Consider the following 25,384-nt stretch of genomic DNA (forward strand, 5'->3'; position numbering starts at 1 on the left):
ATGCATGACGTAACGTCGTCTCTACAACCGGAATGCATCGCTCCGAAGGAATCGCCCTCCCCTTGCGTCGGATTGTTTATCAAACAATCAACCCTTGGATGCCGCTTGGAGACCCCCAAACGGTGACGCCAGGAGATTTGACGATCCCTCCACGGCGATCACTGGTCGCCGTAGCACGCCACGGCCCTCCGCCAGGCTTGGTCGATCACGAACTGCGGGATTCCGCAGTCACATTCCGGCGCCTCACACCCCCTTCGACTTACGGGTGATGAGACTGAAGCATTCTTTGGGGATTGGCTGCGTGGCACCCCCAAGTGCCGCACGCCGCTGGATATGAGGAAGCCGCATGGGGGAAATAGGGGCTGCCGCCTCTGAACATAAGCCCGCATCTGCGGGACCACGTGCCTGGCCGTGGGAATTGATCAGCCGCCTGCGCCTGCAGGCGTCTCGCACGTCAGCGAGGGCCGCCCGGGGCACGGACCGGGATCTGCAGCGGCGGATCAGACGCACCCTGCAGGAGCTGGGCGTGCAGCCGCCGCTCGATGTCGACGAGCTGCGCCGGGCCTTGTCGGAGCGACGGGGCCGTCCGATCGTGCTCCGTCCCGCCCCACTGCCGATGCCGGGGCCGCTGGGGATGTGGGTCGACACAGTGCACGGCGACCTGATCGTCTATCAGGAACGCACCACCAAGCTGCACCAGGACCACATCATCCTGCACGAACTGTGCCACGTGATCGCCGACGACGACGGCGCTCCCACGGACTGGGCCGCCCTGGTTCCGGGCGTGGACAAGGGTGAAGTACGGCGCGTGCTCAACCGCTGTTCGTACGACGACGTGGCCGAGTGCCGCGTGGAGACGGCGGCAACGATCATCATGGAATGGGCCTCCGTACTGGACCGGCTGGAGCCGGCACCGGCACGGGACCTGGCTGCGCGCCGGGTCAACATGGCCCTCGGGGACCGCAGGGGATGGCTTTAGATGTACCCGATCTTCCTTGTTCTTCTCGCCGGCGCTGTCGGCTGGAAGGTCTTCCAGCTCACCCGGGCACCGAAGGACCGCGCTCTGCGGTCGGTGACCCTGTGCCTCGCATTCGCGGGGCTACAGGTGCCGCTCGCCACTCCGGGCGGCGCGTCGGGGATGGACATGGTGGCCGGCCACGGCGCGGCCAAGCTCGGGCAGAACCTGCTTCTCCTGGGCACCATGTACTTCCTGATGTGCTTCTACCTGTATTCCGCCTCGGACCAGCAGGCGAGCAGGAAGCGGGCCCGGATCGAAGCACTGGTGGTGCTCTGCGTGGCCGCCGTGATCACCGTGGCCGCGACCACCGTGCCGCACGAGGCCTTCGCCGGGAGCTTCGCAACCGCCGACATGACCATCACGCAGCTGGCGGTCTTCTACGGCGTGGCCGGCCTGTACCTGATGTACGCGCTCGCCGCTGCCGGCGTGTGGACGGTGCGGTACGCGCGGATGTCGCCTCGGCCGCATGCGACAGGGCTGTGGATCACCGCGGTCGGGCTGCTGGCCATGGCCGTCGCATGCGCCGTGCGGGCCGTGTTCGTGGCCGTGCGCTGGGAGGGCGGGGTGGTGCCGCACTCGGTGATGGCCACGGTGGCCATGCTGCTGGTGGTCTCCATCATCCTGTTCGTGGCTGGTGTGTCCTACTCGGCGGCCCGTAGCCGCCTGGCGGCCTTCCGTCTGTGGCAGGAGCACCGCCGCGGCTACCGGCGGCTTGCCCCGCTGTGGGAGCTTCTCGCGTCCCGCTTCCCCGAGATCGTCCTCAACGGATCCTCTTCCCGTCTGGAGGAGTGGGGGCTGCGTGGCGTGCACCGGCGCTACCACCGCCGTGTTGTCGAATGTCGGGACGGGCTCGTGCGAATCAGCCCGTATCTGGGTGAGCTGGAGGCTGAGGAGCTGATGCACGTGGGCCCCGACCTGCTGGCAGGCCGCCTGCGCGCCGCCTACCAGGGTCCGGCGTCGGAGGCAGCACAGCCCGTCGTTGCGCTGGCGGTTCCCCAGCAGGACGACCGTAGTTCCGACGCGGCTCACCTGTTCGCCCTGTCCGACGCGCTGCGTACCGCCGCGTGACACCCCGTCTTAACTGATTCGGAAAGCGAGATCTGATGCTGATCACCGCCGGGCGTCTCCTGACGGGAGACGCCGAGATCACCGACGGTGCTGTACTGCTGCAGGGGGATGCCATCGCTGCCGCCGGCCCCCGCGCCGAGGTTGAGGCACAGGCCGAAGCGGGTACCGAGCGCAGGGAGTTTCCCGGCTCGACTCTGATGCCCGGGCTCATCGATGCCCACGTGCACCTGGTCTTTGACGCCGGTGCCGACCCGGTGGCCACGATGCAGGAGGCTGGCGACGAGGACCTCCTGGAGGGCATGCGCAAGCGTGCCGAGCAGCTGCTGTCCACCGGGGTCACCACCGCCCGTGATCTCGGCGACCGCGGCGGCCTGGCCCTGCGGCTGGCCGGCGAGATCGCCGACGGCCGCACGGCCGGGCCGCGGGTCGTCGGGGCGGGCGCCCCGGTGACCCCGCCGGGCGGACACTGCTGGTTCCTCGGCGGCGAGGTCTCCGATGCGGATGGCGCCCGCGCGCTCGTCCAGCGCAACCTCGCGGCCGGGGCCCAGGTCGTCAAGGTGATGGCCGGCGGCGGCGGGCTGACCAAGGGCGGGGCCGCCAGCTGGCAGAGCCAGTTCGGCGTGGCCGAGCTCTCCGTGGTCGTGGAGGAGGCTCACGCGGCCGGGGTGAAGGTCGCTGCCCATGCCCACGGGACGCAGGCCATCGCCGACGCCGTCGAGGCCGGCGTCGACACCATCGAGCACTGCACCTGGATGACCGAGACCGGCTTCGACCTCCGTACGGACGTCCTGGACCGCATCATCGAGCGCGGCATCCATGTCTGCCCGGCGGTGAGCCCGCACTGGCAGATGCTCCCGCGGTTCTTCGGGGAAGAACGCGCGAAGGCGATGTTCGACCTGGTCCGGCAGATGGCCGAGGCCGGGGTGCGCCTGGTCGCCGGCACCGATGCCGGAGTCCAGCGTGCCGGGTTCGACGGGCTGGTCCAGGCGCTGGGGTTCTACGAGCACCTGGGCGTGCCCCGCGAGCGGATCCTCGCCATGGCCACCACCGAGGCGGCCGCTGCGCTCGGCCTCGACGGCAAGGTCGGGCGTCTGGCCCCCGGCTACGCCGCCGACCTGCTCGTCGTCGACGGCAACCCGCTGGAGGATCTGGCCGCCCTCGGCACAGTGCGGGCGGTCTTCGCGGGCGGCCGGCAGTACCTGGCGTCCTGACCTGACGGCGACCACCGCAGTCTTGGGGGCGGGGCCGGCAGTCGGCCCCGCCCCCAAGGCAGTCCGCGCGGCACAACGGCGGGCCGTGCGCTCGCAGGGTTCACCCCAGGAAGAGGCCAAGGACGGACAGCACGGTCTGAACGCCTCCGACCGCGCCTTGGTTTGCCTCGAGCCAGCCGCGGACACGGTCGCCGGCGCGGCGGCGCTCGGACAGCTCCAGAGACTCGTCGGCCAGTACCTCCACTTCGTGGACGAACTCGCCCTGGTCCACGTCCAGGGCGGGACCGAGCTCGCGCAGCTGCCGCACCATCTCGGCGAACTGGTCAGGGCGAAGGCCGGCGTTCTGGGTGACGTACTGGCCCTGGGCACCGGTCGAGCCCGCGTAGTTGTTCTGGATGAACTGGATTCCCGGGGTGTTCTGGCTGGTCACGTAGTCGCTCGCTTTCGTACGGGTTCGGGCGCAGGTCCGCCCCTGCGCGGTGAGGATCAGACGGGTGGGGCGTCCTTCGGCCGGGTCCAGGTGGGCGAGCCCGTGGTCCCGCAATTCTCGTGCGGCGTCGATGACGGTGTCGACCGCGTGCGGTGCGCCCAGGTAGTACGTGGTGGCCACGAATTCCTGGACGGCCAGCTCCGAGCCTTCGCAGGCGTAGGCCCTGGCCACCAGCTCGTTGAAGGCGTGGTCGTGGCGGGCTCCCGCGTTCCTGCGGGCCAGGGCGATGCGCTCGGCCTCCAGGAGCCCTTGCGGGGTGATCCGCAGGGCCAGTCCTCGGCCGCCGCCCAAGGTGCGGAGGATTTCGACCTGTCCTCGGGTGCTGAGCAGGTTGGCCGCCTCGACCGCCCGCGCGTGCAGGACGGTGTCCGGCTCTGCGAACTCGGCGAGGGAGACGTACTGCGTGCTGGATCCACCCGCGCGTCCGGCGAGCCAGGCCAGCAGCATCACGGCGGCGTCCTCCGGAGGCGGAAGCACAGAAAGCGAAGCGGCGTCTGTCTCTCCGGCTGCGGCGGCGGGCGGACTCGAGCCGTAGGGCAGGGCGACGGCCGGCGCAGCCGCGCCGGGGGACGTGATGCTGCGGTCGTGTCCGGCGAGGTGGCCGGCGACGGCCGTCATGTATTCGGCAAGGGTGGAGACTCCCCTGTAATGCCGGATTTCCCGGCTCAGGTCGCGGAACCACGTTCCCGCAGCTGCGTCGCGGCCACTGGAGTTGCCCCACCAGGTGGCGGGCTCGCCTTCCAGGATCCCTGGCAGCCAGTTCGTGACGAAGTCCGGCATCTCCGGGAACGCGCGAAGGAGGTCTTCTGATGTCGCGCGCGGCTGCTGCACCTGCTGACTGGAGGTCAGCGGGGCCCTCTGCGCAGCGACCAGGTACGGCAGCACGCGAAGGAACCTGGGGACGATCACGCTGTCGAGTTCGCCGACATGGGCGGCCGCCGCGATCGTCAGGAAGATCTGCTCGCCGTCGGCGATATACGGCCCCAGGCCGCGGGTGAACCCGTAGGAGGTGCCCCCGGCCTTGATGCGGGGCAGGGACCGGATCAGCTGTTCGGCGTCGAGATCCATCCCGTCGAGCGTGTGGACGACCCACCTCCACGTGGGCCAGGAACCGTCGGCGCGCAGCAGATACTCGTGGGCCATTGTCCGCAGCAACGTCACCTGAGCGTCGTGGAGCGGGGCCGTCAGGTCGGTCACGCGGTTCAACCTCTCACCGAGCAGGGGAGTTCCGGGTCCGCCGCAGCACCGGCTACCCGCACGTAGGGGCGACGAGGCAGCGGTGCGGGTGATGTTCCCGAAGGGGGAGGCTACTTGCCGTCGTCCGTGCCGGGCAGGCTTTTCTGTTCCATCTCGGCGACGAACCCGTTGATCAGGGCCATGACGTCGTCGGAGAGGCCCTCGGCTCCGAGCTGGCGGCCTTTGAGGCCGCGGATGGTGCCGCTCTTGACGTGCGCCAGCAGGGTCAGCCCCTCGGCCACCTGCTGTGCCACGGCCTCGCTGCTGCGGAAGAACAGCGCGGTCACTCCGAAGGCGGCCGACAGCCCTTCCAGTACGACGGGGGATGCCTCGGTCACCGCGCCGGTCCGCAGGTCGCGAACACCGGCCTCGGAGATGACGGCGGCCCCCGCGAAGCGGTTGACTGCCTCGGCGATCTCGGCGTCGCTGAGCGCCGGGCCGTCGCTGTTCTCCAGCAGGTACTTCATCTTCTCGGCCAGGGTGGTGGGCATCTCGTCGTCGGGCTCGGGGGCGTCCAGGCCGAAGCTGCGCTCCTGGGCTGCCAGCAGGCGCTCCACGCTCACCCCGTACGCCGTTGCGAGGGGCTCGACGAACTTGCCGGACAGCCGGCGCTTGCCGCGTTCGGCGTTGGCGACGGGGCCTTCCGACTTCGTGCCGAGGATCTGCGCCATCTCGTACTGGGCGAAGCCGGCGTCGCCGCGCAGGTCGCCGAGATCGGGGGGGCCCTGGCGGGGGAAGAGCTCGTCGAGGTTGCGGCCCAGGGTGCGGGCCAAGGCCGGAAGTTTCCAGGGGTCGGGGGCCGTGGTGCCCTTCTCCCAGTTCGCCACCGCGCTGGGCGACACCCCGAGCTCCGCGGCCACGAAGTCCTGGGTCAGGTCTGCGGACCGGCGCACCGCGCGGATGCGCTGACCGTCCACGGTACGTGCCGCCACCTGCACCTCCTCTGTGTCCCGGACCGCGATCCGGTGAATTCAACGAACCTCAGCTTACCCACTTGCCGGGTCCGGCAAACAGGGTTAGCTTCATTGCGGCGAACGATACCGGCTCGGGCCGGGCGGCGCAGCCTGTGGCGCACACGTGTGCTGGGGCGCCGTCCCTGCTGGTCAGAGCGGGTACGGGAAGTTGTATGGGGTTGTAGAGCTATGCCTGGACCTTCGCGCAGCCTGCCCATATGTTCGTCGTCGCTCGCCGGGCAGCCCGCCCGGCCAAGGGGGGATCGGGGGAGGGGCATGGGCCGCACGCGCACCAGCCGCGCGGGTTAGACCGCGGAAACGGCGACGGCGTCTGAGAGAGGCAACTCTCAGACGCCGGACGCTCACGGCGCTCCCGCCCAGGCAAGGGCCGGAGATCACCTTCATCCACACCGATCCTTCTCACGGGACCACCGGTGTGGCTTCACTGCACAGGAGAGTGTCGCATGACGGCTGCCCAGCGCAAAAGGCCGAATCACTCGGCCCGCGCGGCAATGTCCCCCCTTCGCAACCCCGTCCGCGGGGGTGCTGCCTGATGGCCCGCATCCGGACGATCAAGCCCGAGATGTTCTTGTCCGAGGACATCGCCTCGGTCGACATCAGCGCCATGGTCACCTTCATCGGGCTGCTGACGCAGGCGGACGACAACGGTCGGTTCCTCGCCCACCCGGCGATCATCGCCGGGTTCCTGTGGGCGCTGCGCGCCGAGCACACCCCTGAGCACGTGGCCAACGACCTGGAGCAGCTGGAGGCGGCCGGGCTGATCTGCCGCTACATCGGGTGTGACGGCAAGAAGTACCTGCACATCGTGACGTGGGAGAAGCACCAGAAGATCGACCGTCCCTCCGCCTCCCGCCAGTCGCGCTGCCCGAAGCACCAGACGCACCAGCGGTGCGGCGGGTGCGCGGCGGAGAAGCAGACAACCTGCCCGGCCGTGGAGCCTGCCGCGGTGCAGGTTCCGGCGACGCCGGCGGGGATCAGCGGCCCGGTCCCGCAGGGTTCGGTGAACCCTCGCCGAGCCCTCGATCACCCGCTTTCCCCCGAATTCGCGCCAGCGTCCGAGCCCACCGCCGCGCTGGCCGAGCCCGATACCTCGTCGGGGCGGGCCTGCGAGGCCGTCTCGTACGCACCTCCGGCGCCGGATGAAGAATGCACAGCTCAGGTGGCATTCGACGAGGCCTCGACGCAGGCTCGCGAGGGCTCGTCGTCTGGATCTAGGATCCTGGATCCTGGATCTTCCCCTAAGGGGGGCGATGCCCCCGCGCCCGAGTCGGCTCCCGATGCCGGTTCGACCAAGCAGCTGGTGGCCGAGTACGTCGGCGGCCACGTCCAGCGCCCGCCGAAGGCTGTGATCGGACTGGTCGGGCGGCACGTCAAGGGGCTGCTGGAGGAGGGCTTCGACCCGGAGGTGATCCGAGCGGCGCTGGAGCGGCTGCGGTTCAAGAACCTGCATCCGAGCGTGCTGCCGAGTCTGGTCAACGAGGCCCTGAACGCCTCACCGCCGCCCGCTGCCGCCGGGGTGTCGTCCGCCTCCGGCGCGGGGGCCTGGGCCCGCACCTCGGGATACACGCCCTACATGAACCCGACCGCGCCGGAGCCGACCACGTTCGGAGGCAGTCTGTGACTCGCGCCCGCCTGACCGACCCGCTGCCCGTGGTCTCCGACCGGCTGCGTGAGCGCCTGGCCGCCCGCCTGGCCGAGCGCGGCATCGATGTGGCCACCGCACCGGTGCTGCCGGACACGCCGGAGCCGATCCCGGCGCTGGAGGCCGCCCAGAAGCGGATCCCGTACGCCTACCGGGAAGCCGTCCCCCGGCATCCGCAGGTCGCCGCCTGGGTGCGGACCATCGCGGACGCCGCCGTCGCCCCGGCAGCGGAGGATCTGAACTCCCAGTGGGGAAGGCCGGGTCGCCGGCGGATCGCGCACGGCCCGTCGCTGCTGCTGTGGGGCGGCACCGGGATCGGCAAGACGCACGAGGCGTACGGGGCGGTCCGGGCCCTGACCGCCGCCGGGTGCGGGGTCGAATGGCACGCGACGACCGCCGCGGACCTGTACGCGGAGATGCGCTACCGGTCCGGCGTGGACCCCGAGCACATGCTGCGGCGGATCATGCGGGTGCCCCTGCTGCTCCTGGACGACCTCGGCGCCGCGAAGACCTCGGAGTGGACGGAGGAGATCACCTTCCGGCTGGTGAACTGGCGCTGCCAGAACCGTATGCCGACGATCTTCACCACCAACCTGCCGCCCGTACGCGACGACCGCATGGACAAGCACCTCCCGGTACTGCGCGACAAGGTAGGCGACCGGGTCCTGTCCCGCCTGTCCGGCATGTGCACTGCGGTGGAGTTCACCGGACCCGACCGCCGCTTCCAGCGCGCCTGACCGGCCCCCGCGCCCGGCACACCTTCCCCGGCACGGCACCGCCGCCGTCGCCCTCCTGCCCCGCCTACCTCTGGCATCCAAGCCGCACCCCGGCCTAACCGCGGGTGCCGTGCTGCCCTGACCGCCGGCTGATGAGGCGTACCCGAAAGACAGCTCCCGATGCGCACGATCACCTCCAACACCACTCCCCCGCCGACCCTGCGGGGCATCTCCGACCACAGCTGGCACGCCCGCGCCGCCTGCCACGGCATGGACCCGGACTCCGCCGACGAGCTGTTCTTCCACGCCCCCCGCGACCGCTGGGCCATCCGTGAGGCCCTGGAGACCTGCGGCATGTGCCCCGTCCGCCAGGAGTGCTTCAACTACGCCCTCGACAACGAGGAAAAGGAAGGCATCTGGGGCGGCATGACCGCTGACGAGCGCCTCCACTGGCACGAGAAGACCGAGCACCGGCTCGACTACGACCGCGTGCTGTCGGTGATCAACGGCCGCAGCATCCAGCTCAGCGAGCACGAACGCAGGACCCTGATCCGGTACGCGGCTGCCCAGGGCTGGAGCCCCGAACGCCTGGCCTTCACCCTGCAGGTCAGCCTCAACTGGGCCCGCGACGTCCTGCGCGAGGAAGCCCGCGCCATCGAGGACCGCGACAACTTCAACGTCGTCATCGACACCAACCCCTTCGCCACAGCACGCCAGGCCGAAGTCGACGGCGTCGAACCCTCCGGTGCAGGCCTACGCCACGACGGCGATGGTCCCGAACGCGACCGCAGCAAGCAGACCCCCGAACCCGTGTCCCGACAGGTCCACACCGCCGCCCTGATCAACGACTTCCGAAAGGCCACATGCCTCCCCGCCACCACCACGCCGTCGCCATGCCCCTGAGCACCCTGCGCACGGCAACCGCCGCCGTCGGCATCTCCGCAGCAGCCGTCTCCTACGACGCCCCCCGCCAAGCGGCCGACGCCAGCACCACGACGAACGGAGGCACCACCCGATGACCACGCAGAGCGCCGAGCGATACGTCCTGATCGCCGCCGGCACCGTCATCGTGGCGCTCACCGCCGCGGGGTTCTGGCTCTCGTACGCGCACCTGGCCGAGGTCGCAGGCCTGCACGGCCTGGGCAACTCCCCCATCCGCCAGTGGGCCTGGCCCGCCACCCTGGACGCCTTCATCGTCACCGGCGAACTGCTCATGCTGCGGGCCGGGCTGCGCCGGGTCACCGACTGGTGGGCCATCGCCCTGACCACCACCGGCTCGGTCGGCTCGATCGCCCTCAACGTGGCCGGCGTGAGCGGCACCGGCACCGCGCCGGTGCCGCTGCTGAACTACGTGGTGGCCGCGATCCCTCCGACTGCCGCTCTGCTGGCCTTCGGTGTCCTGATGCGCCAGCTCCACCAGCTCGTCGCAACCCCCCAGCCCAACCAGCGCCCGGATGGGGACCGTGCCCAGGCAGCCGCCACGCCGGGACCGGCCGCCAAGGACGAGGCAGTCGGGGACCGGCTGGTCCCCGGATGGAGCCAGGGCGCCCAGCACGACGGGGACCGGGCGTACGGGACGCAGTCCTCCATCGGAGGGGACCGTCCCCACACCACCGAGGGGACCGGCCACGGTCCCCTCCGAGACCGCACCACCACGGTCCCCGACACCAGCCACGATCCCCACACGGTCCCGGTCCCCAACGGGGACCGTCCCCACGGAAACGCCCATCGCGCCGGAGGGGACCGAACCGCCACCGCCGGGACCGTCCCGCACGGCAGCGACCACGGTCCCCGATCGGTCCCCAACGCCGCCGTCCCCCAGGGGGACCGCGCGTACGGGACCGAGGGTTCCGCCGCAGGGGACCGTCCCCGCACCGAGGGGACCGTCCCCGGGACCGGCCACGGTCCCCTCCAGAACCGCACCGCCACGACGGCGGACACCGCCCTCGGTCCCCAAACGGTCCCGGTCCCCAGGGCTGCGGTCCCCAGCGGAGACCGTCCCCGGCACGAGCGCACCCTCGCGGTCCCGGGCACCGGGGACCGCCTGTGGGCTGGGCTGGGGACCGACGCCGAAGGACCGCGTCCCCACCCGGTCCCCGAAGGGGACCAGGACGGGGACGGGGACCGGGACGAGGCTGGGGACGGGGACCGCGGTGACGGCGAGGACGAGCCCGCCACCGGAGACCGGGGACCGAACCCCGCACCCACGCGCCCTCGGGACCGCGCACGGGACCGGTCCCGAACGCCAAGGGGACCACGGCCCCGTACAGGACGGGGACCGCGGTCCCGCACCCGCCTCTCGGAGGACGAGATCGTCGACCTGCTGCGCCCCCATGTCCCGGCGGCGCTCAAGCGGGACGGCAACGAGTCCATCACGCGGGTGCAACTGCGCCAGATCATGCGCGAGCACAGCATCCCGATCCGCAACGACCGCCTGACCCCGGTCCTCGCTCGCCTGCGCGACGAGAACGCCGCGTCCACGAAGAGGAGTTCCGCCCGATGAAGACCTGCCGCACCTTCAACCGCATCAAGTCCGGGTTCGAGACGGAGATGGGCCAGATGAGCAACCACTCCGTCCGCCACGCCGGCACCAGAACGGGCAAGTCCAGCGCCGGGTTCGCGGCCGGCGCCAAACAGCGCATGGCCAGGGCCCTTACCCAGCACTACGCACACTGCCCCGAATGCGGCTGACACCGCAATATCCGCAGGTCAACGGCCTGCACAGCAACACCTGACACTCGGGTGGCCCGGTCACAGGCCGGGCCACCCCGCCCCCCTTGCACCCGTCCACGCGAGCAGCAAGACAGGCAACCCCGACAGGCACCCCACACCACCGGCCAGCCCAGCAACGAGGACCGCAACCCCATGACCCGCCCTAACACCACGCCCGCAACCGAGCGCGCACAGGCGAAGTCCAACTCGACCTCGACGCGAGCAAGTTATACCTTTTGTAGTACTCCCGTCGGGAGTACTACAAAAGGAGTCCCCGCCCCGGGGGTGGCGGGACCGGTCCAGCGCCAGGGGGCGCAGGACCGTGGGGATGCGGCCGAGGGCGGACCGCATCCCGAAGGGGAGACGCATCCCTGCCACAACCCGCACTGCGCGCATCGCACGCCCTCGACTCAGCCGACCGCGCGTAACCGTCCGCGCAAGCCCCGTGCCGAGAAGCGCACGCACCTGATCGCCAGTCGTTTCAACGACGCCGAGCGCGCCCGCCTCGTCGCCGCCGCAAAAGCCTGCGCGATGACCACGTCCGGTTTCCTCGCCCACGCCGCCCTCAGTGCCGCCCGCGACCTCACCCGCACCGCCGAGCAGATCGCCGGCGAACGCGAGGTGATCGACGAGCTGTTCGCGCTGCGCCGGCACCTTGGCCAGATCGGCAACAACCTCAACCAGGTGGCCAAGGCCACGAACTCCGGTGCCGAGGCCGCCAACGCCGAAGCCGTACTCGCCGCCGTCAAGCGAGCTGCAGCGCGGGTGGACGCCTTCACCCTGCGCTTCACCGCCACCGGCACGGAGGACGCCGCCGGATGATCCCCCGAGTCCACAAGCGCGGCACCCGCACCATCGGTCTGCTGTACTACCTGTACGGGCCGGGCACCCACGAGGAGCACATCGACCCGCATCTGGTGGCGGCCTGGGACAGTCTCGCCCCCGACCCCGGCCGCGATCCCGAGGCCACGTACGCCGACCTCCAGCAGCTCCTCGACCTCCCGCTCGCCGGGGTGGCGGAGGGCCGCCGTCCGGCCAAGCACGTGTGGCACCTGTCGGTCCGGGCCGCTCCCGAGGACCCGGTCCTGTCCGACGAGCAGTGGGGCGAGATCGCCCGGCGGATGGCGGCCGCGACCGGCATCGCCCCGGCGGACGGGGCACCGGGCTGTCGCTGGGCGGCCGTGCGGCACGCCGAGGACCACATCCACATCATCGCCACCCTCGTCCGCGAGGACGGCCGAAAGCCCCGCCTCCACAACGACGCCGGCCGCGCCCAGGCCGAAGCCCGCCTGATCGAAGCCGAGTACGGGCTCAAGCAGCTCAACGCCGGGGACGGGACGGCCGCCCAGCGGCCCACGAGCGCCGAGCGACACAAGGCCGACCGGGAGCAGCGGGAGCGGACCCCGCGGGAGGAACTGCGTGAGACCGTGCGCCGGGCGGTGGCCGGCGCCGTCGGCGAGGAGGAGTTCTTCGGGCGCCTCGCCGCCGCCGGCCTGCTGGTACGCCGTCGTACCGCGCCGTCCGGGGACCTGCTCGGCTACACCGTCGCCCTGCCGGACGACCGCAACACGGACGGCGAGCCCATCTTCTACTCCGGCAGCAAGCTCGCCCCCGACCTCTCCCTGCCCCGCATCCGTGAACGCTGGAGCACCCCGGACACCCCTGGCCGGGACAACGGCACCACTCCGGTGCAGCTGGCCGCTCCCCCGGCCACCGGGCCGGCCGCTGCCCGTCGCCGGGCCACGACCGCGGCATGGCAGGCGATGCTGGTCATCGACCACGGTGACGACGGTGACATCGCCGCGCAGATCGCGGCGGCCGGGGAGATCCTGGACGCCCTGGCCAAGACCTCCGCCGCCCACACCCGCGAGGAACTGCGCGACGCGGCCTTCGTGTTCGAGCGGGCCTCCCGCTCCCACATCCGCGCCGTACGCGGGCACGACCGCGCCCTGCGCCAAGCGGCCCGCGACCTCGTGCACGGGGGCCCGCCCCTCGGGCGCGGCGAGGACGGCGCCACCACCGCCATGCTCATCGACATGGCGTTCTTCCTCGTCACCGCCGCCGCGAACTGGCACGGCAAGAAGCAGCACGCCCAGCAGGCCGAGGCCGCCCGCCAAGCCGCCGAACACCTGCGCGCCGCCTACCGGGCCGCAGCCTCCCAGCCCATGGCCGTCCTCCACCACCGCGGACGCATGCTGCCTCTGCCGCTGCAGCGCCGCCACACCCTCTTGGTGCGGCAGGCGCTGCCGGAGCTGGCCGAGCAGATCCTTACCGAGGCGGGCTGGCCCGCCCTCGCGGCCACCCTCGCCGACGCCGAAGCCGCCGGCCACGACCCCGCCCTCCTGCTCACCGATGCAGTAGCGCGGCGGGAGTTGGACAGCGCGTCCTCCGTCAGCGACGTTCTGGTGTGGCGGCTGCGCCGCGCCGCAGACCTCCCCGCCGACGCCTCCACCCAGCCGCTCCCCGGCACGGCCGCAACCCCGGCATCGTCGCGGTCGCGTACGAGCAGGCCCGCAGAGAACCGTGGCGACCGCCGCCGGGGCCGGTGACCTGTTCATGGATTTGCTAGTTGCGGCAGGTCACGGGGTTGGTGCACCATCTCCCGTGCCCGGCTGGATCAGGACGAGGGGGAACTGATGCTTCGACGCAAACGTGAACGACAGCAGCGGCTGCAAGCACAGCGGCAATGGGAAGCCTGGGACGCCATGCACGTCGAACCGGCACCACTGTCGGCCGGACAGGCCGCTGCCCCGGTGGTGGACGACTTCCTGCCGGCCGACCTGCGGATGCCGAGTCGTGAGGAGCTGGCCGGGATCCTGATGCCCCACAAGGCACCCCTCGTCATCGACGACGAGGTCCACGCCTGCGCCGACTGCGGCGCCTACCGGGGATGGATCGTGGCCAGCACCCGCGACGGGGTGTGGCTGCGCTGCCCGGCCGGCCACGAGAAGCCCGAGCCCCGCCTGGATGCGGCCTGGTTCAACCGGGTCAGCGGTCCCATCACCGAGCAGCACGCCTCGTACGAGGAGTGCCTGCGCCACCTCGGGCACTGAAACACGGCCCCTGCCACCACCCCGACATCTGCCGGAGGAGAGCCCCACGCGGGTCCGGCTGTCAGACCCGCCGTACGCCAGCGCCTGCTCACCGCCGCGGACCTCGGCCAGGGCTACACCCCCAAAGCCGAACGCGAGAGCCGCCGAGACGACGTCACCGTCATCGGCTGCCCCGCACTCGAGCAGCTCGGCGGCGACGCCGCAGCCGGCGGCAGCCTGGACTTCCCGAACAAGGCGAAGGCCGCGTTCACGTACAACGGCAGCACCGGCTCCGAGGAGCTCTACAGCGACACCCCCGACAAACTCGCCGACGGCACGAAGAAGATCTTCGACGCGATGACCGGCTGCCCGGTGTACCAGGTCGTCATCGGCAACAGGCCCGTCAAGGTCACCACCCAGAAGCTCACCCCGCCAGCACTGGGCGAGCAGGCGTGGAGCCAGCTGCTCACCTTCACCGCCGGTGGGCAGGAGAGCGTCGTCAAGCAGACCGCCGTACGCACCGGAGCCGTCCTCGTGGTGGTGGCCGGGTCGCCTGGGCTAGTCGATGCTCACGCGGAGAAGGCACTGGGCAAGGCCTCGTCCGCTGGCTGACCGGACAAGTCCGGGGTCAGCCTCGGGCGACGGCCAGCATGTGGGCGGAGGAGTCCGTCAGGGCTGGGTACGGCTCGGCGACGCGGGCGGCGGCCAGTGCCGCTTCGTACATGGGGGTGCCGATCAGGTCGATGCCCGCGTACTTCGTGAGTGCCTTGACCGCGACCCAGCCGGGACCCTCCACTCCGTAGACGGTGTGCTCGGCGTAGCCTGCCGCCGTCAGCTCTTCGCGGAGCTCGGCGGAGGTCTGGAAATAGGCATGGGTGAACCCGCGGGCGCCGGAGTAGCGTCCTTCGTCGAGAGTGGTGCGGACACCGTCCTGGATGGCGGGTTCGGCGATGCCGGTCGTGGCCAGGTAGTCGAGCAGTGGGCTGTAGCGGCTGATCACGGCGGCGGCGAGGAGTCCGCCGGGCCGCAGGACGCGGCGGGTCTCGCGCAGGGCTGCGAGTCGGTCGGACTGTTCGTGGAGGTGGTAGAGCGGGCCCAGGAGCAGGACGACGTCGAAGGAGTCGTCGGTCGCGGTCAAGGTCCGGGCGTCGCCGAGTTCGGTGGTGACGCGCGGGATTTCGGCGGCCTGGGCGATGTGCTTGGCGACGGGGTCGATGAGGTGCACGGCGTGGCCGTCTTCGGTGAGCCAGCGGGCGTGGGCGCCGGGTCCACCGCCAACGTCGAGGATCCTCGCTGGTGCGGGTGGCAGGTGCCGGCGTAACAGCTCCCGGGTGCGTTCCAGTTCGAGCATGCCGGTGGCCGTGGCGTGCAGGCGTCCTGCTTCGTCGGACTGGTCGTAGAAGTCGAGGATCTCCGGGCGTACGGGCTGGAAGCTGGACATGGGGTTCCCTTCGTCGGTCGGATGGCGAGCAGGCTAGAGCAGGCCGTGAGGTGATCGCCTCGCGTTTTCTGCCGGGTCTCCTCCCCTCGGTGCGGAGAGCCAGCCCGGCGGGGGTGCGCCGCTGTCCGCGGTCCGCTTCGTCGACCAACGCGTCAGGCCCGGAACCCCCGTCGGGGTTCCGGGCCTGGTGTCATGGGTGCCGAGCAGGCTGCACACCATCTGAGGCTGCCTTCCGACGGGCCGGGCAGGTGCTGTCGTCAGCATGCGTGCCGTCGTCGGGCGTCATCGGGCACGACTTTGAGATTGGCCTTGCAGGTCCATCCGCAGGTGCAGGCGGCTTCCCAGGTGGCGCGGCCGGTGCAGCCTTCGGTGCGGGGGTATCCGCGCGGGGAAAGGCGGTGCCGGTCGCGGCCAGCGGTGGGGCATTCCGTGCCGTCGGGGTGGTAGGCGGTCAGCTTGGGCAGGCTGCGGGCCAAGGGATCCTCCAGGAAGACGTGCAGGTGGGGCGGTGTCCGGGTTCAGTGGGCCCGGGTGAGGATGAGGCGGCCCTCGGTGCCCTCGGGCAGGTTGCGGCGCAGGACCGGGGCGGGTGAGGCCAGGGAGGCGGCGAACGCGGCGACGAGGTCGTGCGGAACGCTCGGGCTGAAGGTGGCGGCCCACTGGTACGGGGCGCCGAGCACGGGTTCGGCCCATGCCTGCCAGCCCATGAGATCGGGGCGCGGGTCGGCGTCCTGGATCTCCGCCGGGGCGGGTCCCCAGGTGAAGCCGGCGGACAGGGCGGGATCCCAGGCGGTGGTCTCAGGCCGGTCCACATCGCGGGCCCAGCCGAGCGCAGTCAGCGCGCCGAGGACGGCCTCGGGACCGTCGTAGTTGAGGGCCGGGTCGGTGCGTGCCTCGACGGCGAGGAGAAAGTCCGCCACGGCCTCGTGCGGGGTGCCGGCGGTGAAGTAGGCGTTCCACTCGGCCAGCGCGCTGTCGGCGGCGGGGCGGGCGGAGACCTGCCAGGCGACGGGGAGGTCTCCGAGGTGGAAGAGGTTGTCGGTGAGGATCCATTCAGCGCCGCACAGCCGGCCCGGACTGAGGAACAGCCAAGTGCTGCGGGCCGTGGTCCAACTCGCCCAGCCTGCGTCGGTGAGCAGGCCGGTGATCCGGTCGGCGAGGATGCCGTCATCGCCGGCGAGGTGGCGCGGAGTGACCCAGTACGCGGGGTCGGCGGAGTTGGGGGTGGACGGGTAGCGGGGGTGGTGCGGGTTCAGCAGCGCCTCCAGGCGTGTGCGGTCGGGGTCACTGGCCGGCGCCTGCAGTGCCGGTGGCGGAGCGGCGGCGACGCTCAGGTGCCTCGGTGGGCGCATGCCAGGCGAGGCCGACTGCGACCGCGGGCGGTACGGGGCCGAGTTGTTCGCCGCGCTCGGCGATGTAGACAACTGTCCGCCCCTGCGTGTCCACGGTCGCGGCGATGCCGGCGACAGTGTGCTCCAGCGGGAAGAAGGGGTTGATGGCCAGGCGCACAGGCACGCGGCGGTCGTAGGCCGACAGGAGGTCGATGACCTCGCCGACAGTGATCTCGCGATCCAACAGGGTCTCCTTCGCAAGCGTGGGTGGCTGTCATGCCGGCGGAGCCGGACGCTGTTCAACCCAGGGCCACCGGGCGGGAGGTGGCCAGCACGTGCGCGACGGTGGCCGCGACGAGCTCGGCGGGGGTGTCGACGTCGAACGAGACGTGGTAGCCGGGGAACTCGGCGGGCCCGGTGACCGCGAGTTTCCAGCCCTCGCCGTCGGTGCCGGGGCGTCCAGTGGGGAACCAGCCGAGGTAGAAGCGGCCGTCCTTGCTGCTGATGTGGAGATCGGCCCGGTCGTCCACGATGAGGTTGAAGTCCTCGGCGGTGAACTGGTCGATCACGCTGGACGGCTGGCCGGGACCGACCTGCCAGGAGCGGAGCCTCAGCGCCTCGATCGTCGTAGCGAAGCCGTGCTTCGAACCTGCTGCAGTCATGAGCGCACACCTCTCTGACCTGGGGTTTCTTGGGAAGGTGTCTACGTTGACATCGGTTGCCGCGCTCCACCAGCCCTTTGCCTCTCTTTCCTGTCTGCCCCAGGCGAACTGGTGTCCTTTGTCATCCAATCGAGTCGTTTGACAGCGAACCCAGTCGCACGAGGAAGCTCGCACGCTCCTGCTGCATGCTTGGGAATCCGACTGGCCAGGTAGCCCCTACGTGTCGCGGATTGGCCACCCGCAGGGGCAGCACACGCGTTGCGGGGTGACGGCTCCTCCGTATGGCGCCGCCGCCGATCATTCGCGTCTAGGAGCGGTCTGAAGATCCCGCTTGTCGTAGAATCGACTCCGGTTTGCGTCAGGGGATGCTCCGATCTGTCCTCGTGGCGACGGCTTTCGCGCGAGGAAGCGCCAGCGGCGACGAGTCGACTGTGTCCTGCTCCCTCGAAGATGGGGGGCGGGCGTGCAGGTACGACGGGTGGTCCTGGAGAACTTCCGTGGGGTGAAGAGCGGGACGATTCTCCTGAACGGCCACTCCTTGTTGGTCGGCTCGAACAGCGTCGGCAAGTCGACTGTGTGCGAGGGGCTGGAGCTCGTGCTGGGGCCCGAGCGCATGTTCCGACGACCGGTGGTCGACGAATACGACTTCTACGGCGGGTGCTACCAGGAACGGGAGGGCAAGCTACCCGAAGTGAGGATCGAGGTGGTCCTCACCAACCTGTCCGACGCTGCCGAGCGCCGATTCGGAAGCCATCTGCGCCGCTGGTCGGCGCAGACGAGTGACTTCCTCGACATGGTTCCGGACGCTGTCGAAGACGCCGAGACCGGCGAATGGTGCCTGCCGGTGGTCTTCCTCGGCCGCTACGACCCTCAGGAGGACGACTTCATCGGGGGTACGTTCTTCGCGCATCCCGAGAGCGTCCCGGACGGCCTAGACGGGGAGGAGAGCGGGCTCGGCGCGGGACTGAAATCATTCACCCGGGCGGACAAGCGGCACTGTGGATTCCTCTACCTGCGGCCGAACCGTACGGGCAACAGGGCGCTCACCTTTCAGCGTGGTTCGCTGCTGGACACGATCGTGCGGCTGGAAGCCGAGCTGGCGGGTCCGCTGTGGGAGAAGGCGCTGCGTGACCTGGAGCAGGTCGCCGTGGCCGCGGCCGAATCAGGATTCGGAAAGATCCGTACGGAGATCCGCGATCGCGTCGACCGCTTTGTCAGCCTCGGCGACACAGCGGATCCGGTCGATCTGCAGGCGTCTGAACTCACGCGCGAACACTTGCGTGAGGTATTGCGCCTGTTCATCGCTACCCAACCTGGGCCGCACGCCGTGCCGTTCAACCGGCTGAGCACCGGGTCGCTGAACCTGCTGGTGTTCGCCCTGCTCACCTACATCGCTGAACTCAAGGGCGACAAATCGGTGATCTTCGCGATGGAGGAGCCGGAGATCGCGCTCCCTCCGCACGCGCAGCGCCGTCTCATCGACTTCGTGGTCAAACGCATGGGCCAGGTGATCGTCACTTCCCATTCGCCGTACGTGATCGAGAAGTTCGAGCCCTCCCGCATTGTCGTGATCAGCCGCGACTCAAAGGGCACACTCAGCAGCAACCGTGTCGTCCTGCCTGGTGACTTCAAGCTGAAGAGGTACCGGGACAACCGCCGGCAGTTCGCTGAGGCCGTCCTGGGGCGTGCCGTACTGGTGGTGGAGGGTGCTGCGGAAGCGGCCCTGTTCCCAGCCGTATCGGATGTGCTGGAGGCTGATCCCTCCGTCGTGGGCTACGTCCCACTCGACCTGGCCGGTGTCACGATCTTCGACGCTCAGAACGACGTCTCCGTGCCCTTGTTCGCCACCGTCTTCAAAGGGCTGGGCAAGCCGGTCTACGGGATCCACGACCAGCCCGACAAGCCGCTCGACGCCAAGGTCGCAGCCAAGACTGCCGACTTCACGCACTACACGGTGCTGAACTACAAGAGCGTCGAGAAGCTGCTGGTCGCCGAAGTACCGGTCGATGCCCAGCGTCGCTTCCTCGCCACCGTGGCCCAGCGCACGGACTACCCCTCCGGATGCGCCCGACCCGACCCGTCCGCCACGGACACGGCGGTAAACACCCTCACCCACGAGGTGTTGCGGGCCCGCAAGGGTGACGGCTATGCCGCGCTGCTCATCGCCGAGTGCACGGGCCGAAGTCAACTACCCGCCGTGCTAGCCGATCTCCTTCTCCAAATCGACCGCGACCTGGGGACCTCTGCGAGCGGCGGAGAGACCGACGACACCGCCCACTCGGACGAGACCGATGGAAATTGACCCGGTCAGGCAAGAGATCCTCGATGCTTCCGGCCACCTTCTGATCGTCGGCGGCCCCGGCTGCGGCAAGACCACCATCGCTCTGCTCAAGGCCCAGGCGAGACTGGCCGACCTCGAACCCGAACAGCGCGTCCTCTTCCTGAGCTTCTCGCGCGCCGCCGTACGCCAGATCACGGACCGGATGTCCGGAGTGCTGGACCGGGCCAGCCGCCAGCGCCTGGAAGTACGCACCTTTCACGCCTTCTTCCTTGACGTCGTACGCAGCCACGGACGGCTGCTCACCGGTCGGCCGTCTTCGTTCATCACGCCCGATCGTGAACGGCAGATCCAGGCGGACTTCGACGGCGACTGGAAGAGCGAGCGCCGTCGCCTCGCGACCGAGGAGGGCCGCTACGTCTTCGACCTCCTCGCCGACACAACGGCGACTCTCCTGGAACGCAGCGCCGCCCTGCGTGCCCTCTACAGCAGCATTTACCCGCTGGTCATCGTGGACGAATTCCAGGACACCAACACCGACCAATGGCGCGTGATCAAGGCCGTCAGCGGCGCCTCCACCGTCATCTGCCTCGCCGACCCCGACCAACGCATCTTCGACCACCTGGACGGCGTCGAGGAGCAACGCCTCGACGACGCCGTGGCGCACCTCGCGCCTACGCCCTTCGACCTGTCCAAGGACAACCACCGCAGCCCCGGCGGCGGACTCCTCGACTACGCCAACGCCGTCCTGAACAACACCCTTCACGCCGAGCCGGCCAACGTCCACACCTGGACCTACACCCCGGGCTACGGCGTTCCGTGGCAGACGCGTGTCCATCACGGGGTCATCGCCATGCGGGATTACCTCACCACCCAGCTTGGGCACACACCGACCATCGCAGTCCTGGCGAGCGTCAACTCCCTGCTGGGCCAGGTCTCCGAGGCCCTGGCCACCGACACCATCACCGGCAACACCACACTTCCCGCAGTCGACCACGCCCTGCAATGGGATCCCGAACTGACCGCCGCGGCCGGCTACGTCGTAGCGTCAATCATGGAATGGCCCGGTCTGCCCCGTGTGGAGGCAGTCACTCGCACCGTGCAAGCCCTCGCCGACTTCTACCGGGTCAAGCTGACCAGCGGCACCGCCGGCGCACGCGACAAGATCAAAACCATGGAGAACGGGCTCAGTGCGTTCACGTCCGGCAAGACCATCCGCTCCAAGACCGTCAAAGCCGTGACCGCTGCCTACGACGCGGGGATCTCCTACCTCGGACAACCGGTCGCTGACTGGCCAACCGCTCGCGACCGCCTACACGGCTCCAACGAACTCGAAGAAGTCCTCAAGCACGCACGCCTGTTGCGCCTACTCAACGCTACCGATGCACTGGCCTGGGGCCTATCCGATAGTTGGGACGGCGACTCCGCCTACAAAGACGCGGCAGCCACCGTCCGCGCCGTCCTTGCCGCCGAATCCCTCACCGCCGCCCAACAACCACCAGAGACCGTTTCCCTGATGAGCATGCACCGCTCCAAGGGCAAGGAATTCGACGGTGTCATCATCGTCGAAGGACCCTACACAGGCACCCTGCTCGACCCCAGCTGGCTACCCGAACGGCTCCGTGCCCAGCGACGCCTCCTGCGCGTCGCTATCACGCGAGCGCGCACCATGGTCCTTTTCGTCCGCCCACAGGGCAGTCAACAGCTCACGAGGACGCGCTAATCCCCGGAATCGCGGTTGCGCTAGGGGGCGATCTCCACTGCCTTTCGGACGAATGGCGAAATGCCAAGACCGGGAGGTTGCGCCACGGCTTGAGAGCACACACCGCGTACTGATGTGTCTGTCTGTCGACCCGTCCCAGCCGGTATGGCCACACATCTCCCGGCGTGTTCACCCCGCACGACTAAGTTCGCTGTCAAACGACTCGTTTGGACGACAAGAGACAACTGGAGCCCCCGATGCCCCTGCCCCGTGCGGGCAACGCAACAGGCCCCAGGAACCTGCACGGACGCTGTTGGCCAATTCGGTTGTGGCATCTGCTATTTCGCCCCGTCGAGCTTCTGCTCGGCGGGGCGAAGTGCTGCGAAGTGGCTGGTGCGGGTACGGGCTCTGGGTGTGTCGGTGAGGTGGGCGTCGATGCGGGCGAGGTTGATCGCGGCGCCGGTGAGCTGGTGTTGGAGGCTTGTCTTTGCGAGGCCGCGGTAGCGGGATCTGCGCAGGTCGCAGCGTTGGACTCCTTGGGAAATGGTGCCTTCAACGCCAGCGCGGATCTTGTAGCGCGCCTTCCACTTGTCGGTCCCCTGCTCGGCCCGGCACTCGTGCAGGACCATGTGGAGGTCCTGGTCGTGGAAGGCCAGCTTGCGGCGTGGTCCGCGGGTGCAGGACTCCTTGACCGGGCATGAGTGGCAGTCGGTCTTCGAGAACTGCACCCGGATCGTGATCTTGTCGTCGTTGGACTCCCTGGCCCAGCGGGTGCTGGTTTTCCCGCCGGGGCAGGTCACCTTCTGACCGCTCCAGTCGATGGTGAACGCGTCGATGGGAAAACAGTCCTGTGTCCTGCTCTGCCAAGCGCCACTGCTTTTGAGTGGGCCCACGAGTTCGACGCCGTGGTCTCGCCGGGCGGCCACCATGTGCTGGGTGCTGACATAGCCGGTGTCGACCAGGTGCTCGTCTGGCAGCAGGCGGCGCTCGGCAAGGCCAGCAAGAACAACGGGGACCAGGTGGAAGTCGCTCACCGTGGCGTCGGTCGTCACGACATGGGTGATCAGGTTCGGCGTTCCGGCGCCGCAGGTCTCGGTGAGATGGACCTTGTATCCGTTCCAGAAGCAATCGCGCTTCGCACCCGCCCGCGCCTCGGTGTCGTAGGGGGTCACCAGCCGGATCGCACCCGGTGGCCGGTCCTTGGAGTCCCGCCTGCGCACCTGATCATCAACGACGTGGAAGTGCTGCACCCAGACCTGACGGAGGATTTCAACCTGCTCGATCGCTCGCAGGCCGGCGGGCGCGTCAGGCGAGAAGACTGCCTCAAGCAGCCGCAGCCCGTCTCGACCGGTCCGCTGGCCGACCTCGTCCCGCCGGGTACGGGTCTTGGGGAAGCGGAAGTCCTCGGCGCGGCTGCCGTAGTGCTTGAACCAGTCAGGCTCGGCGATCTCCGTCAGCCACTCCGGGGCTGTGGTCGCGAGGGCGTTCAACGCCGTACGCAGGGTTTCGGCGATCAGCTCCAACTAGCCCAGCTCCCGGGCCGAGGACATCACGTGCGTGGAATCGGTGCGGGCCTTCCCGCCTCCCCTCAGCAGCCCTTTGTCCTGGGCCGAGGCCAGGATCCCGTCCAGGACGCGTCGTCCGGCGTCCGCCTCGACCAGGCGGTTCCTGAACTCCGAGAGCACGGAGAAGTCGAAGCCCGGATCTTCCAGCTCCAGCCCGTGAAGTCGGTCCGGAGCGCGGTTCCGGCCTTTCGACCGGCCCGTTTCTCCGGACCGCTTCCCGCACCCGCCGTGCGCCTCTCAACGCAACGGGCGCTCCACAAGCCCCGCTTGTCGACCCGTGAGGTGCTCCCTCATCCCGTGGTCGGCCATGGGGAGGGGATGACTGATCCCCGGTAGCGGTAGCGCGTGGTGCCTACCTTCGCCGGACTGAACAGTTCCCGTTCCTCGCTGGCCGGCCACCAACCCCCGCCGCAGAAGCGCCGACGGAGGTCCTTCCAGTTCATCCGGGGGTGCTTGCGCCGCAGCCACCAGATGACCCGGCCCCAGACGTATGAGGTCAGGTACTGGAAGGTGGCGCTGGACACTCCCGGCCGGAAGTAGGCGCACCAACCCCGCAGCATCCGGTTGAGCTGGATGAGCAGGTTGTCGAACGGCAGGTCGGTACCTGTCTTTCGGCACTGCGTCCTGACCTTGTCCATCACGGCCGCCAGGGCCTTGCGGGACGGGTAGGTGTAGACGTAGTACTTCTCGGCCCCTCGCTTCCGATGGCGCTGGATGCGCCAGCCGAGAAAGTCGAGACCCTCGTCGATATGGGTGATCAGGGTCTTCTCCGGCGACAGGCGCAGGCCCATCGTGGCGAGGACCCCGGCGGCCTCCTCCTTGAGCACCTCCGCGTGGGCACGGGTGCCCGACACGACCAGGCACCAGTCGTCCGCGTAACGGATCAGCCGGTAGTTCGGCAGTCCGCGACGGCGGCGCTTGAGCCGGTCATTGAAGGTGCTCGCCGGTCCTCCCGGGCCCCGGGCGATGTGCTCGTCCAGGACGGAGAGGGCCACGTTGCTGAGCAACGGGGAGAGGATCGACCCTTGCGGGGTTCCGGTGTTGTTCTCCCGAAGGACGCGGTCCTCACCAAGGATTCCGGACTTCAGGAACGCCTTCACCAAGGCCAGGACGCGCTTGTCCCCGACGCGAGCGCGCACCCGGTCCATCAGGGCCGTGTGCGAGATCTCGTCGAAGCAGGCTTTGATGTCGCCCTCCACGATCCACTCGTAGGAGTGGGAGGTGAGGTGGCGGACCTCGGCCACCGCGTCGTGAGCCCGGTGATTGGGGCGGAACCCGTAGGAACACGGGAGGAAATCCGCCTCGAAGATCGGCTCCAACACCAGCTTCAGGGACGCCTGCACCACCCGGTCAGTCACGGTCGCGATCCCCAGACGACGCAACTTGCCGCCTGCCTTGGGGATCATCCGTTCCCTCACCGGGAGCGGGCAGAAACTGCGGTCTCTGATCGAGGTCCGCAGCCCGTCGAGGAAGACCTCGACGCCCCGCACGGACTCCACGTAGTAGGCGGTCTCACCGTCCACTCCGGCCGTGCGGGCTCCCTTGTTGCCCCGCACCCGAACCCACGCCACCAGCAGGAACGCGGGATCGGCAACGAGATTGAACAGGTCATCGAACCTGCGATGAGAATCCTCGCGGGCCCAACGGTGCAGCTTCGTCTGGATCTCCAGTACCCGCAGCTCCGCCCCGAACAGGGCGGACTCCAGCTCGTCGGTGTTCACCGGCGACAACCTCCTGGCCTTCCAGTCCTTCCACTGCTGACTTGCTGTCCTCCTTCGCCATGTACGCGCCTCTCGCGCGCTCGGACTACTACGAGGACTCCGCCACGACCCGGTGCCGTCAGCCGACGACGGACCTGCCCTTCGCCCAACTGGCCGTTGGACGGGAAGGGCGGCACCAGGACGCTTCCCACGTTCACCACCATCCGGTTGTCGAGTGAGCCGCCCAGCTGTACCCCGGCAGCATCGCCATGCCTACGCCGCAGGCTTTCGGCATGGCCTCCCCACCGGCGCACTTATCCGGCTTCGGAGACGCCCCCGCGCCATTCGCGGGGGTCGAGCACTGCGTCCCGGCCCAGATCCGCCAGATTGGAGCCGGTTCAAGTGTTACGGGGCTTCAGACGCTGGTTCCTCTCGTACGGCTTCTCGTCTCGCTTGCCGGACCCGCACCGTCTGGCAGTGCCGATGCGTCCCGTCGTTGTCAGGGCTGCTTGCCGCCCTCCCGCGCGTCTCCGCGGTCAGGCTGCCCCCAGCTTCGCTGATCTGCTGCGACAGACCAGCGGCAAGGGTCTCTCACCCTTGCCCGGA

At 69.5% G+C, this 25,384-nt stretch carries 21 protein-coding genes and 2 pseudogenes; 15 read left to right on the plus strand and 8 right to left on the minus strand.

The features are described 5' to 3' along the window. Window positions 1–526 precede the first annotated feature (526 nt). From AB0469_RS01070 to AB0469_RS01080, 3 genes are read left to right on the plus strand one after another with little or no spacing between them, the layout of a single operon-like run. Window positions 527–979: a hypothetical protein gene (locus AB0469_RS01070; protein WP_366449158.1), complete on the plus strand. Its 453-nt coding sequence runs from the start codon at window positions 527–529 to the stop codon at window positions 977–979. Beyond that, window positions 980–2,086 carry an MAB_1171c family putative transporter gene (locus AB0469_RS01075; RefSeq protein ID WP_366449159.1) on the plus strand — a complete coding sequence of 369 codons (1,107 nt, stop codon included), beginning with the start codon at window positions 980–982 and terminating at the stop codon, window positions 2,084–2,086. Between the two features lie 35 nt (window positions 2,087–2,121). Continuing rightward, entirely contained in the window at window positions 2,122–3,297 is a 1,176-nt protein-coding gene (locus AB0469_RS01080; RefSeq protein ID WP_366449160.1) for an amidohydrolase family protein, read from the plus strand. 100 nt (window positions 3,298–3,397) lie between these two features. On the opposite strand, the gene AB0469_RS01085 is transcribed toward AB0469_RS01080, so the two are convergent. Next, window positions 3,398–4,984, minus strand: coding sequence for a hypothetical protein (locus AB0469_RS01085; RefSeq protein WP_366449161.1), 1,587 nt, complete (start codon window positions 4,982–4,984; stop codon window positions 3,398–3,400). A 110-nt stretch (window positions 4,985–5,094) separates the two neighbouring features. After that, window positions 5,095–5,955: a helix-turn-helix domain-containing protein gene (locus AB0469_RS01090; RefSeq protein ID WP_366449162.1), complete on the minus strand. Its 861-nt coding sequence runs from the start codon at window positions 5,953–5,955 to the stop codon at window positions 5,095–5,097. A gap of 574 nt (window positions 5,956–6,529) precedes the next feature. Here AB0469_RS01090 and AB0469_RS01095 point away from each other — a divergent pair. The 10 genes and pseudogenes from AB0469_RS01095 (at window position 6,530) to AB0469_RS01140 (ending at window position 14,711) form a co-directional block, all read left to right on the plus strand. Next, entirely contained in the window at window positions 6,530–7,618 is a 1,089-nt protein-coding gene (locus tag AB0469_RS01095) for a hypothetical protein (RefSeq protein WP_366449163.1), read from the plus strand. Further along, window positions 7,615–8,376: an ATP-binding protein gene (locus tag AB0469_RS01100; RefSeq protein ID WP_366449164.1), complete on the plus strand. Its 762-nt coding sequence runs from the start codon at window positions 7,615–7,617 to the stop codon at window positions 8,374–8,376. Before AB0469_RS01095 ends, AB0469_RS01100 begins: the two co-directional genes overlap by 4 nt. A gap of 159 nt (window positions 8,377–8,535) precedes the next feature. Beyond that, a complete protein-coding gene (locus tag AB0469_RS01105) occupies window positions 8,536–9,258 on the plus strand; it encodes a WhiB family transcriptional regulator (RefSeq protein WP_366449165.1) in 723 nt (240 codons plus the stop codon). Continuing rightward, window positions 9,249–9,374, plus strand: coding sequence for a hypothetical protein (locus tag AB0469_RS01110; protein WP_285528405.1), 126 nt, complete (start codon window positions 9,249–9,251; stop codon window positions 9,372–9,374). The genes AB0469_RS01105 and AB0469_RS01110 overlap by 10 nt, the downstream gene beginning before the upstream one ends. After that, window positions 9,371–9,781: pseudogene (locus AB0469_RS01115) on the plus strand (DUF2637 domain-containing protein); the annotation flags it as partial. The gene AB0469_RS01110 and the pseudogene AB0469_RS01115, both read left to right, overlap by 4 nt. Window positions 9,782–10,854: 1,073 nt before the next feature. Next, entirely contained in the window at window positions 10,855–11,046 is a 192-nt protein-coding gene (locus AB0469_RS01120; protein WP_366449166.1) for a hypothetical protein, read from the plus strand. A gap of 552 nt (window positions 11,047–11,598) precedes the next feature. Then, the gene (gene mobC / locus AB0469_RS01125; RefSeq protein WP_366449167.1) at window positions 11,599–11,889 is read left to right on the plus strand and encodes a plasmid mobilization relaxosome protein MobC; all 291 of its coding nucleotides are present in this window, start codon (window positions 11,599–11,601) and stop codon (window positions 11,887–11,889) included. After that, a complete protein-coding gene (locus AB0469_RS01130; RefSeq protein WP_366449168.1) occupies window positions 11,886–13,616 on the plus strand; it encodes a relaxase/mobilization nuclease domain-containing protein in 1,731 nt (576 codons plus the stop codon). Before mobC ends, AB0469_RS01130 begins: the two co-directional genes overlap by 4 nt. A 156-nt stretch (window positions 13,617–13,772) precedes the next feature. After that, entirely contained in the window at window positions 13,773–14,120 is a 348-nt protein-coding gene (locus AB0469_RS01135; RefSeq protein ID WP_366449169.1) for a hypothetical protein, read from the plus strand. Between the two features lie 336 nt (window positions 14,121–14,456). Then, window positions 14,457–14,711, plus strand: a complete 255-nt coding sequence (locus AB0469_RS01140; protein WP_366449170.1) for a hypothetical protein — start codon at window positions 14,457–14,459, stop codon at window positions 14,709–14,711. 16 nt (window positions 14,712–14,727) lie between these two features. Here the strand turns inward: AB0469_RS01140 and AB0469_RS01145 are convergent, their stop codons facing one another. The 4 genes from AB0469_RS01145 to AB0469_RS01160 all read right to left on the minus strand — a co-directional run bounded on the left by AB0469_RS01145 (window position 14,728) and on the right by AB0469_RS01160 (window position 17,533). Further along, complete coding sequence (locus AB0469_RS01145) at window positions 14,728–15,540, minus strand: methyltransferase domain-containing protein (RefSeq protein ID WP_366449171.1); 813 nt, start codon at window positions 15,538–15,540, stop codon at window positions 14,728–14,730. Window positions 15,541–16,058: 518 nt separating this feature from the next. Continuing rightward, a complete protein-coding gene (locus AB0469_RS01150) occupies window positions 16,059–16,808 on the minus strand; it encodes a DUF317 domain-containing protein (protein ID WP_366449288.1) in 750 nt (249 codons plus the stop codon). 16 nt (window positions 16,809–16,824) lie between these two features. Then, the gene (locus AB0469_RS01155) at window positions 16,825–17,118 is read right to left on the minus strand and encodes a hypothetical protein (RefSeq protein ID WP_366449289.1); all 294 of its coding nucleotides are present in this window, start codon (window positions 17,116–17,118) and stop codon (window positions 16,825–16,827) included. 52 nt (window positions 17,119–17,170) lie between these two features. Next, complete coding sequence (locus AB0469_RS01160) at window positions 17,171–17,533, minus strand: DUF317 domain-containing protein (RefSeq protein ID WP_366449172.1); 363 nt, start codon at window positions 17,531–17,533, stop codon at window positions 17,171–17,173. A 478-nt stretch (window positions 17,534–18,011) separates the two neighbouring features. Here AB0469_RS01160 and AB0469_RS01165 point away from each other — a divergent pair, with 478 nt between their 5' ends. Both AB0469_RS01165 and AB0469_RS01170 read left to right on the plus strand, forming a co-directional pair. Beyond that, complete coding sequence (locus AB0469_RS01165) at window positions 18,012–19,835, plus strand: AAA family ATPase (RefSeq protein ID WP_366449173.1); 1,824 nt, start codon at window positions 18,012–18,014, stop codon at window positions 19,833–19,835. After that, on the plus strand, window positions 19,825–21,534 hold the full coding sequence (locus AB0469_RS01170; RefSeq protein ID WP_366449174.1) for an ATP-dependent helicase: 1,710 nt from the start codon (window positions 19,825–19,827) through the stop codon (window positions 21,532–21,534). Before AB0469_RS01165 ends, AB0469_RS01170 begins: the two co-directional genes overlap by 11 nt. Window positions 21,535–21,851: 317 nt before the next feature. On the opposite strand, the pseudogene AB0469_RS01175 reads toward AB0469_RS01170, so the two are convergent. Both AB0469_RS01175 and ltrA read right to left on the minus strand, forming a co-directional pair. After that, window positions 21,852–23,234: pseudogene (locus AB0469_RS01175) on the minus strand (transposase); the annotation flags it as partial. 134 nt (window positions 23,235–23,368) lie between these two features. After that, window positions 23,369–24,799 (minus strand): group II intron reverse transcriptase/maturase, encoded by a 1,431-nt coding sequence (ltrA, locus tag AB0469_RS01180; protein ID WP_366449175.1) that lies wholly within the window; start codon window positions 24,797–24,799, stop codon window positions 23,369–23,371. Between the last annotated feature and the right edge of the window lie 585 nt (window positions 24,800–25,384).

The sequence above is a fragment of the Streptomyces sp. NPDC093801 genome (assembly GCF_040701585.1).
Classification (GTDB): domain Bacteria; phylum Actinomycetota; class Actinomycetes; order Streptomycetales; family Streptomycetaceae; genus Streptomyces.

Coding starts and splice junctions, on each gene's coding strand:
- AB0469_RS01075 (WP_366449159.1), top strand. CDS start 980: ATGTACCCGATCTTCCTTGTTCTTCTCGCCGGCGCTGTCGGCTGGAAG.
- AB0469_RS01080 (WP_366449160.1), top strand. CDS start 2,122: ATGCTGATCACCGCCGGGCGTCTCCTGACGGGAGACGCCGAGATCACC.
- AB0469_RS01095 (WP_366449163.1), top strand. CDS start 6,530: ATGGCCCGCATCCGGACGATCAAGCCCGAGATGTTCTTGTCCGAGGAC.
- AB0469_RS01105 (WP_366449165.1), top strand. CDS start 8,536: ATGCGCACGATCACCTCCAACACCACTCCCCCGCCGACCCTGCGGGGC.
- AB0469_RS01110 (WP_285528405.1), top strand. CDS start 9,249: ATGCCCCTGAGCACCCTGCGCACGGCAACCGCCGCCGTCGGCATCTCC.
- AB0469_RS01120 (WP_366449166.1), top strand. CDS start 10,855: ATGAAGACCTGCCGCACCTTCAACCGCATCAAGTCCGGGTTCGAGACG.
- mobC (WP_366449167.1), top strand. CDS start 11,599: ATGACCACGTCCGGTTTCCTCGCCCACGCCGCCCTCAGTGCCGCCCGC.
- AB0469_RS01130 (WP_366449168.1), top strand. CDS start 11,886: ATGATCCCCCGAGTCCACAAGCGCGGCACCCGCACCATCGGTCTGCTG.
- AB0469_RS01135 (WP_366449169.1), top strand. CDS start 13,773: ATGCACGTCGAACCGGCACCACTGTCGGCCGGACAGGCCGCTGCCCCG.
- AB0469_RS01140 (WP_366449170.1), top strand. CDS start 14,457: ATGACCGGCTGCCCGGTGTACCAGGTCGTCATCGGCAACAGGCCCGTC.
- AB0469_RS01145 (WP_366449171.1), bottom strand. CDS start 15,540: ATGTCCAGCTTCCAGCCCGTACGCCCGGAGATCCTCGACTTCTACGAC.
- AB0469_RS01160 (WP_366449172.1), bottom strand. CDS start 17,533: ATGACTGCAGCAGGTTCGAAGCACGGCTTCGCTACGACGATCGAGGCG.
- AB0469_RS01170 (WP_366449174.1), top strand. CDS start 19,825: ATGGAAATTGACCCGGTCAGGCAAGAGATCCTCGATGCTTCCGGCCAC.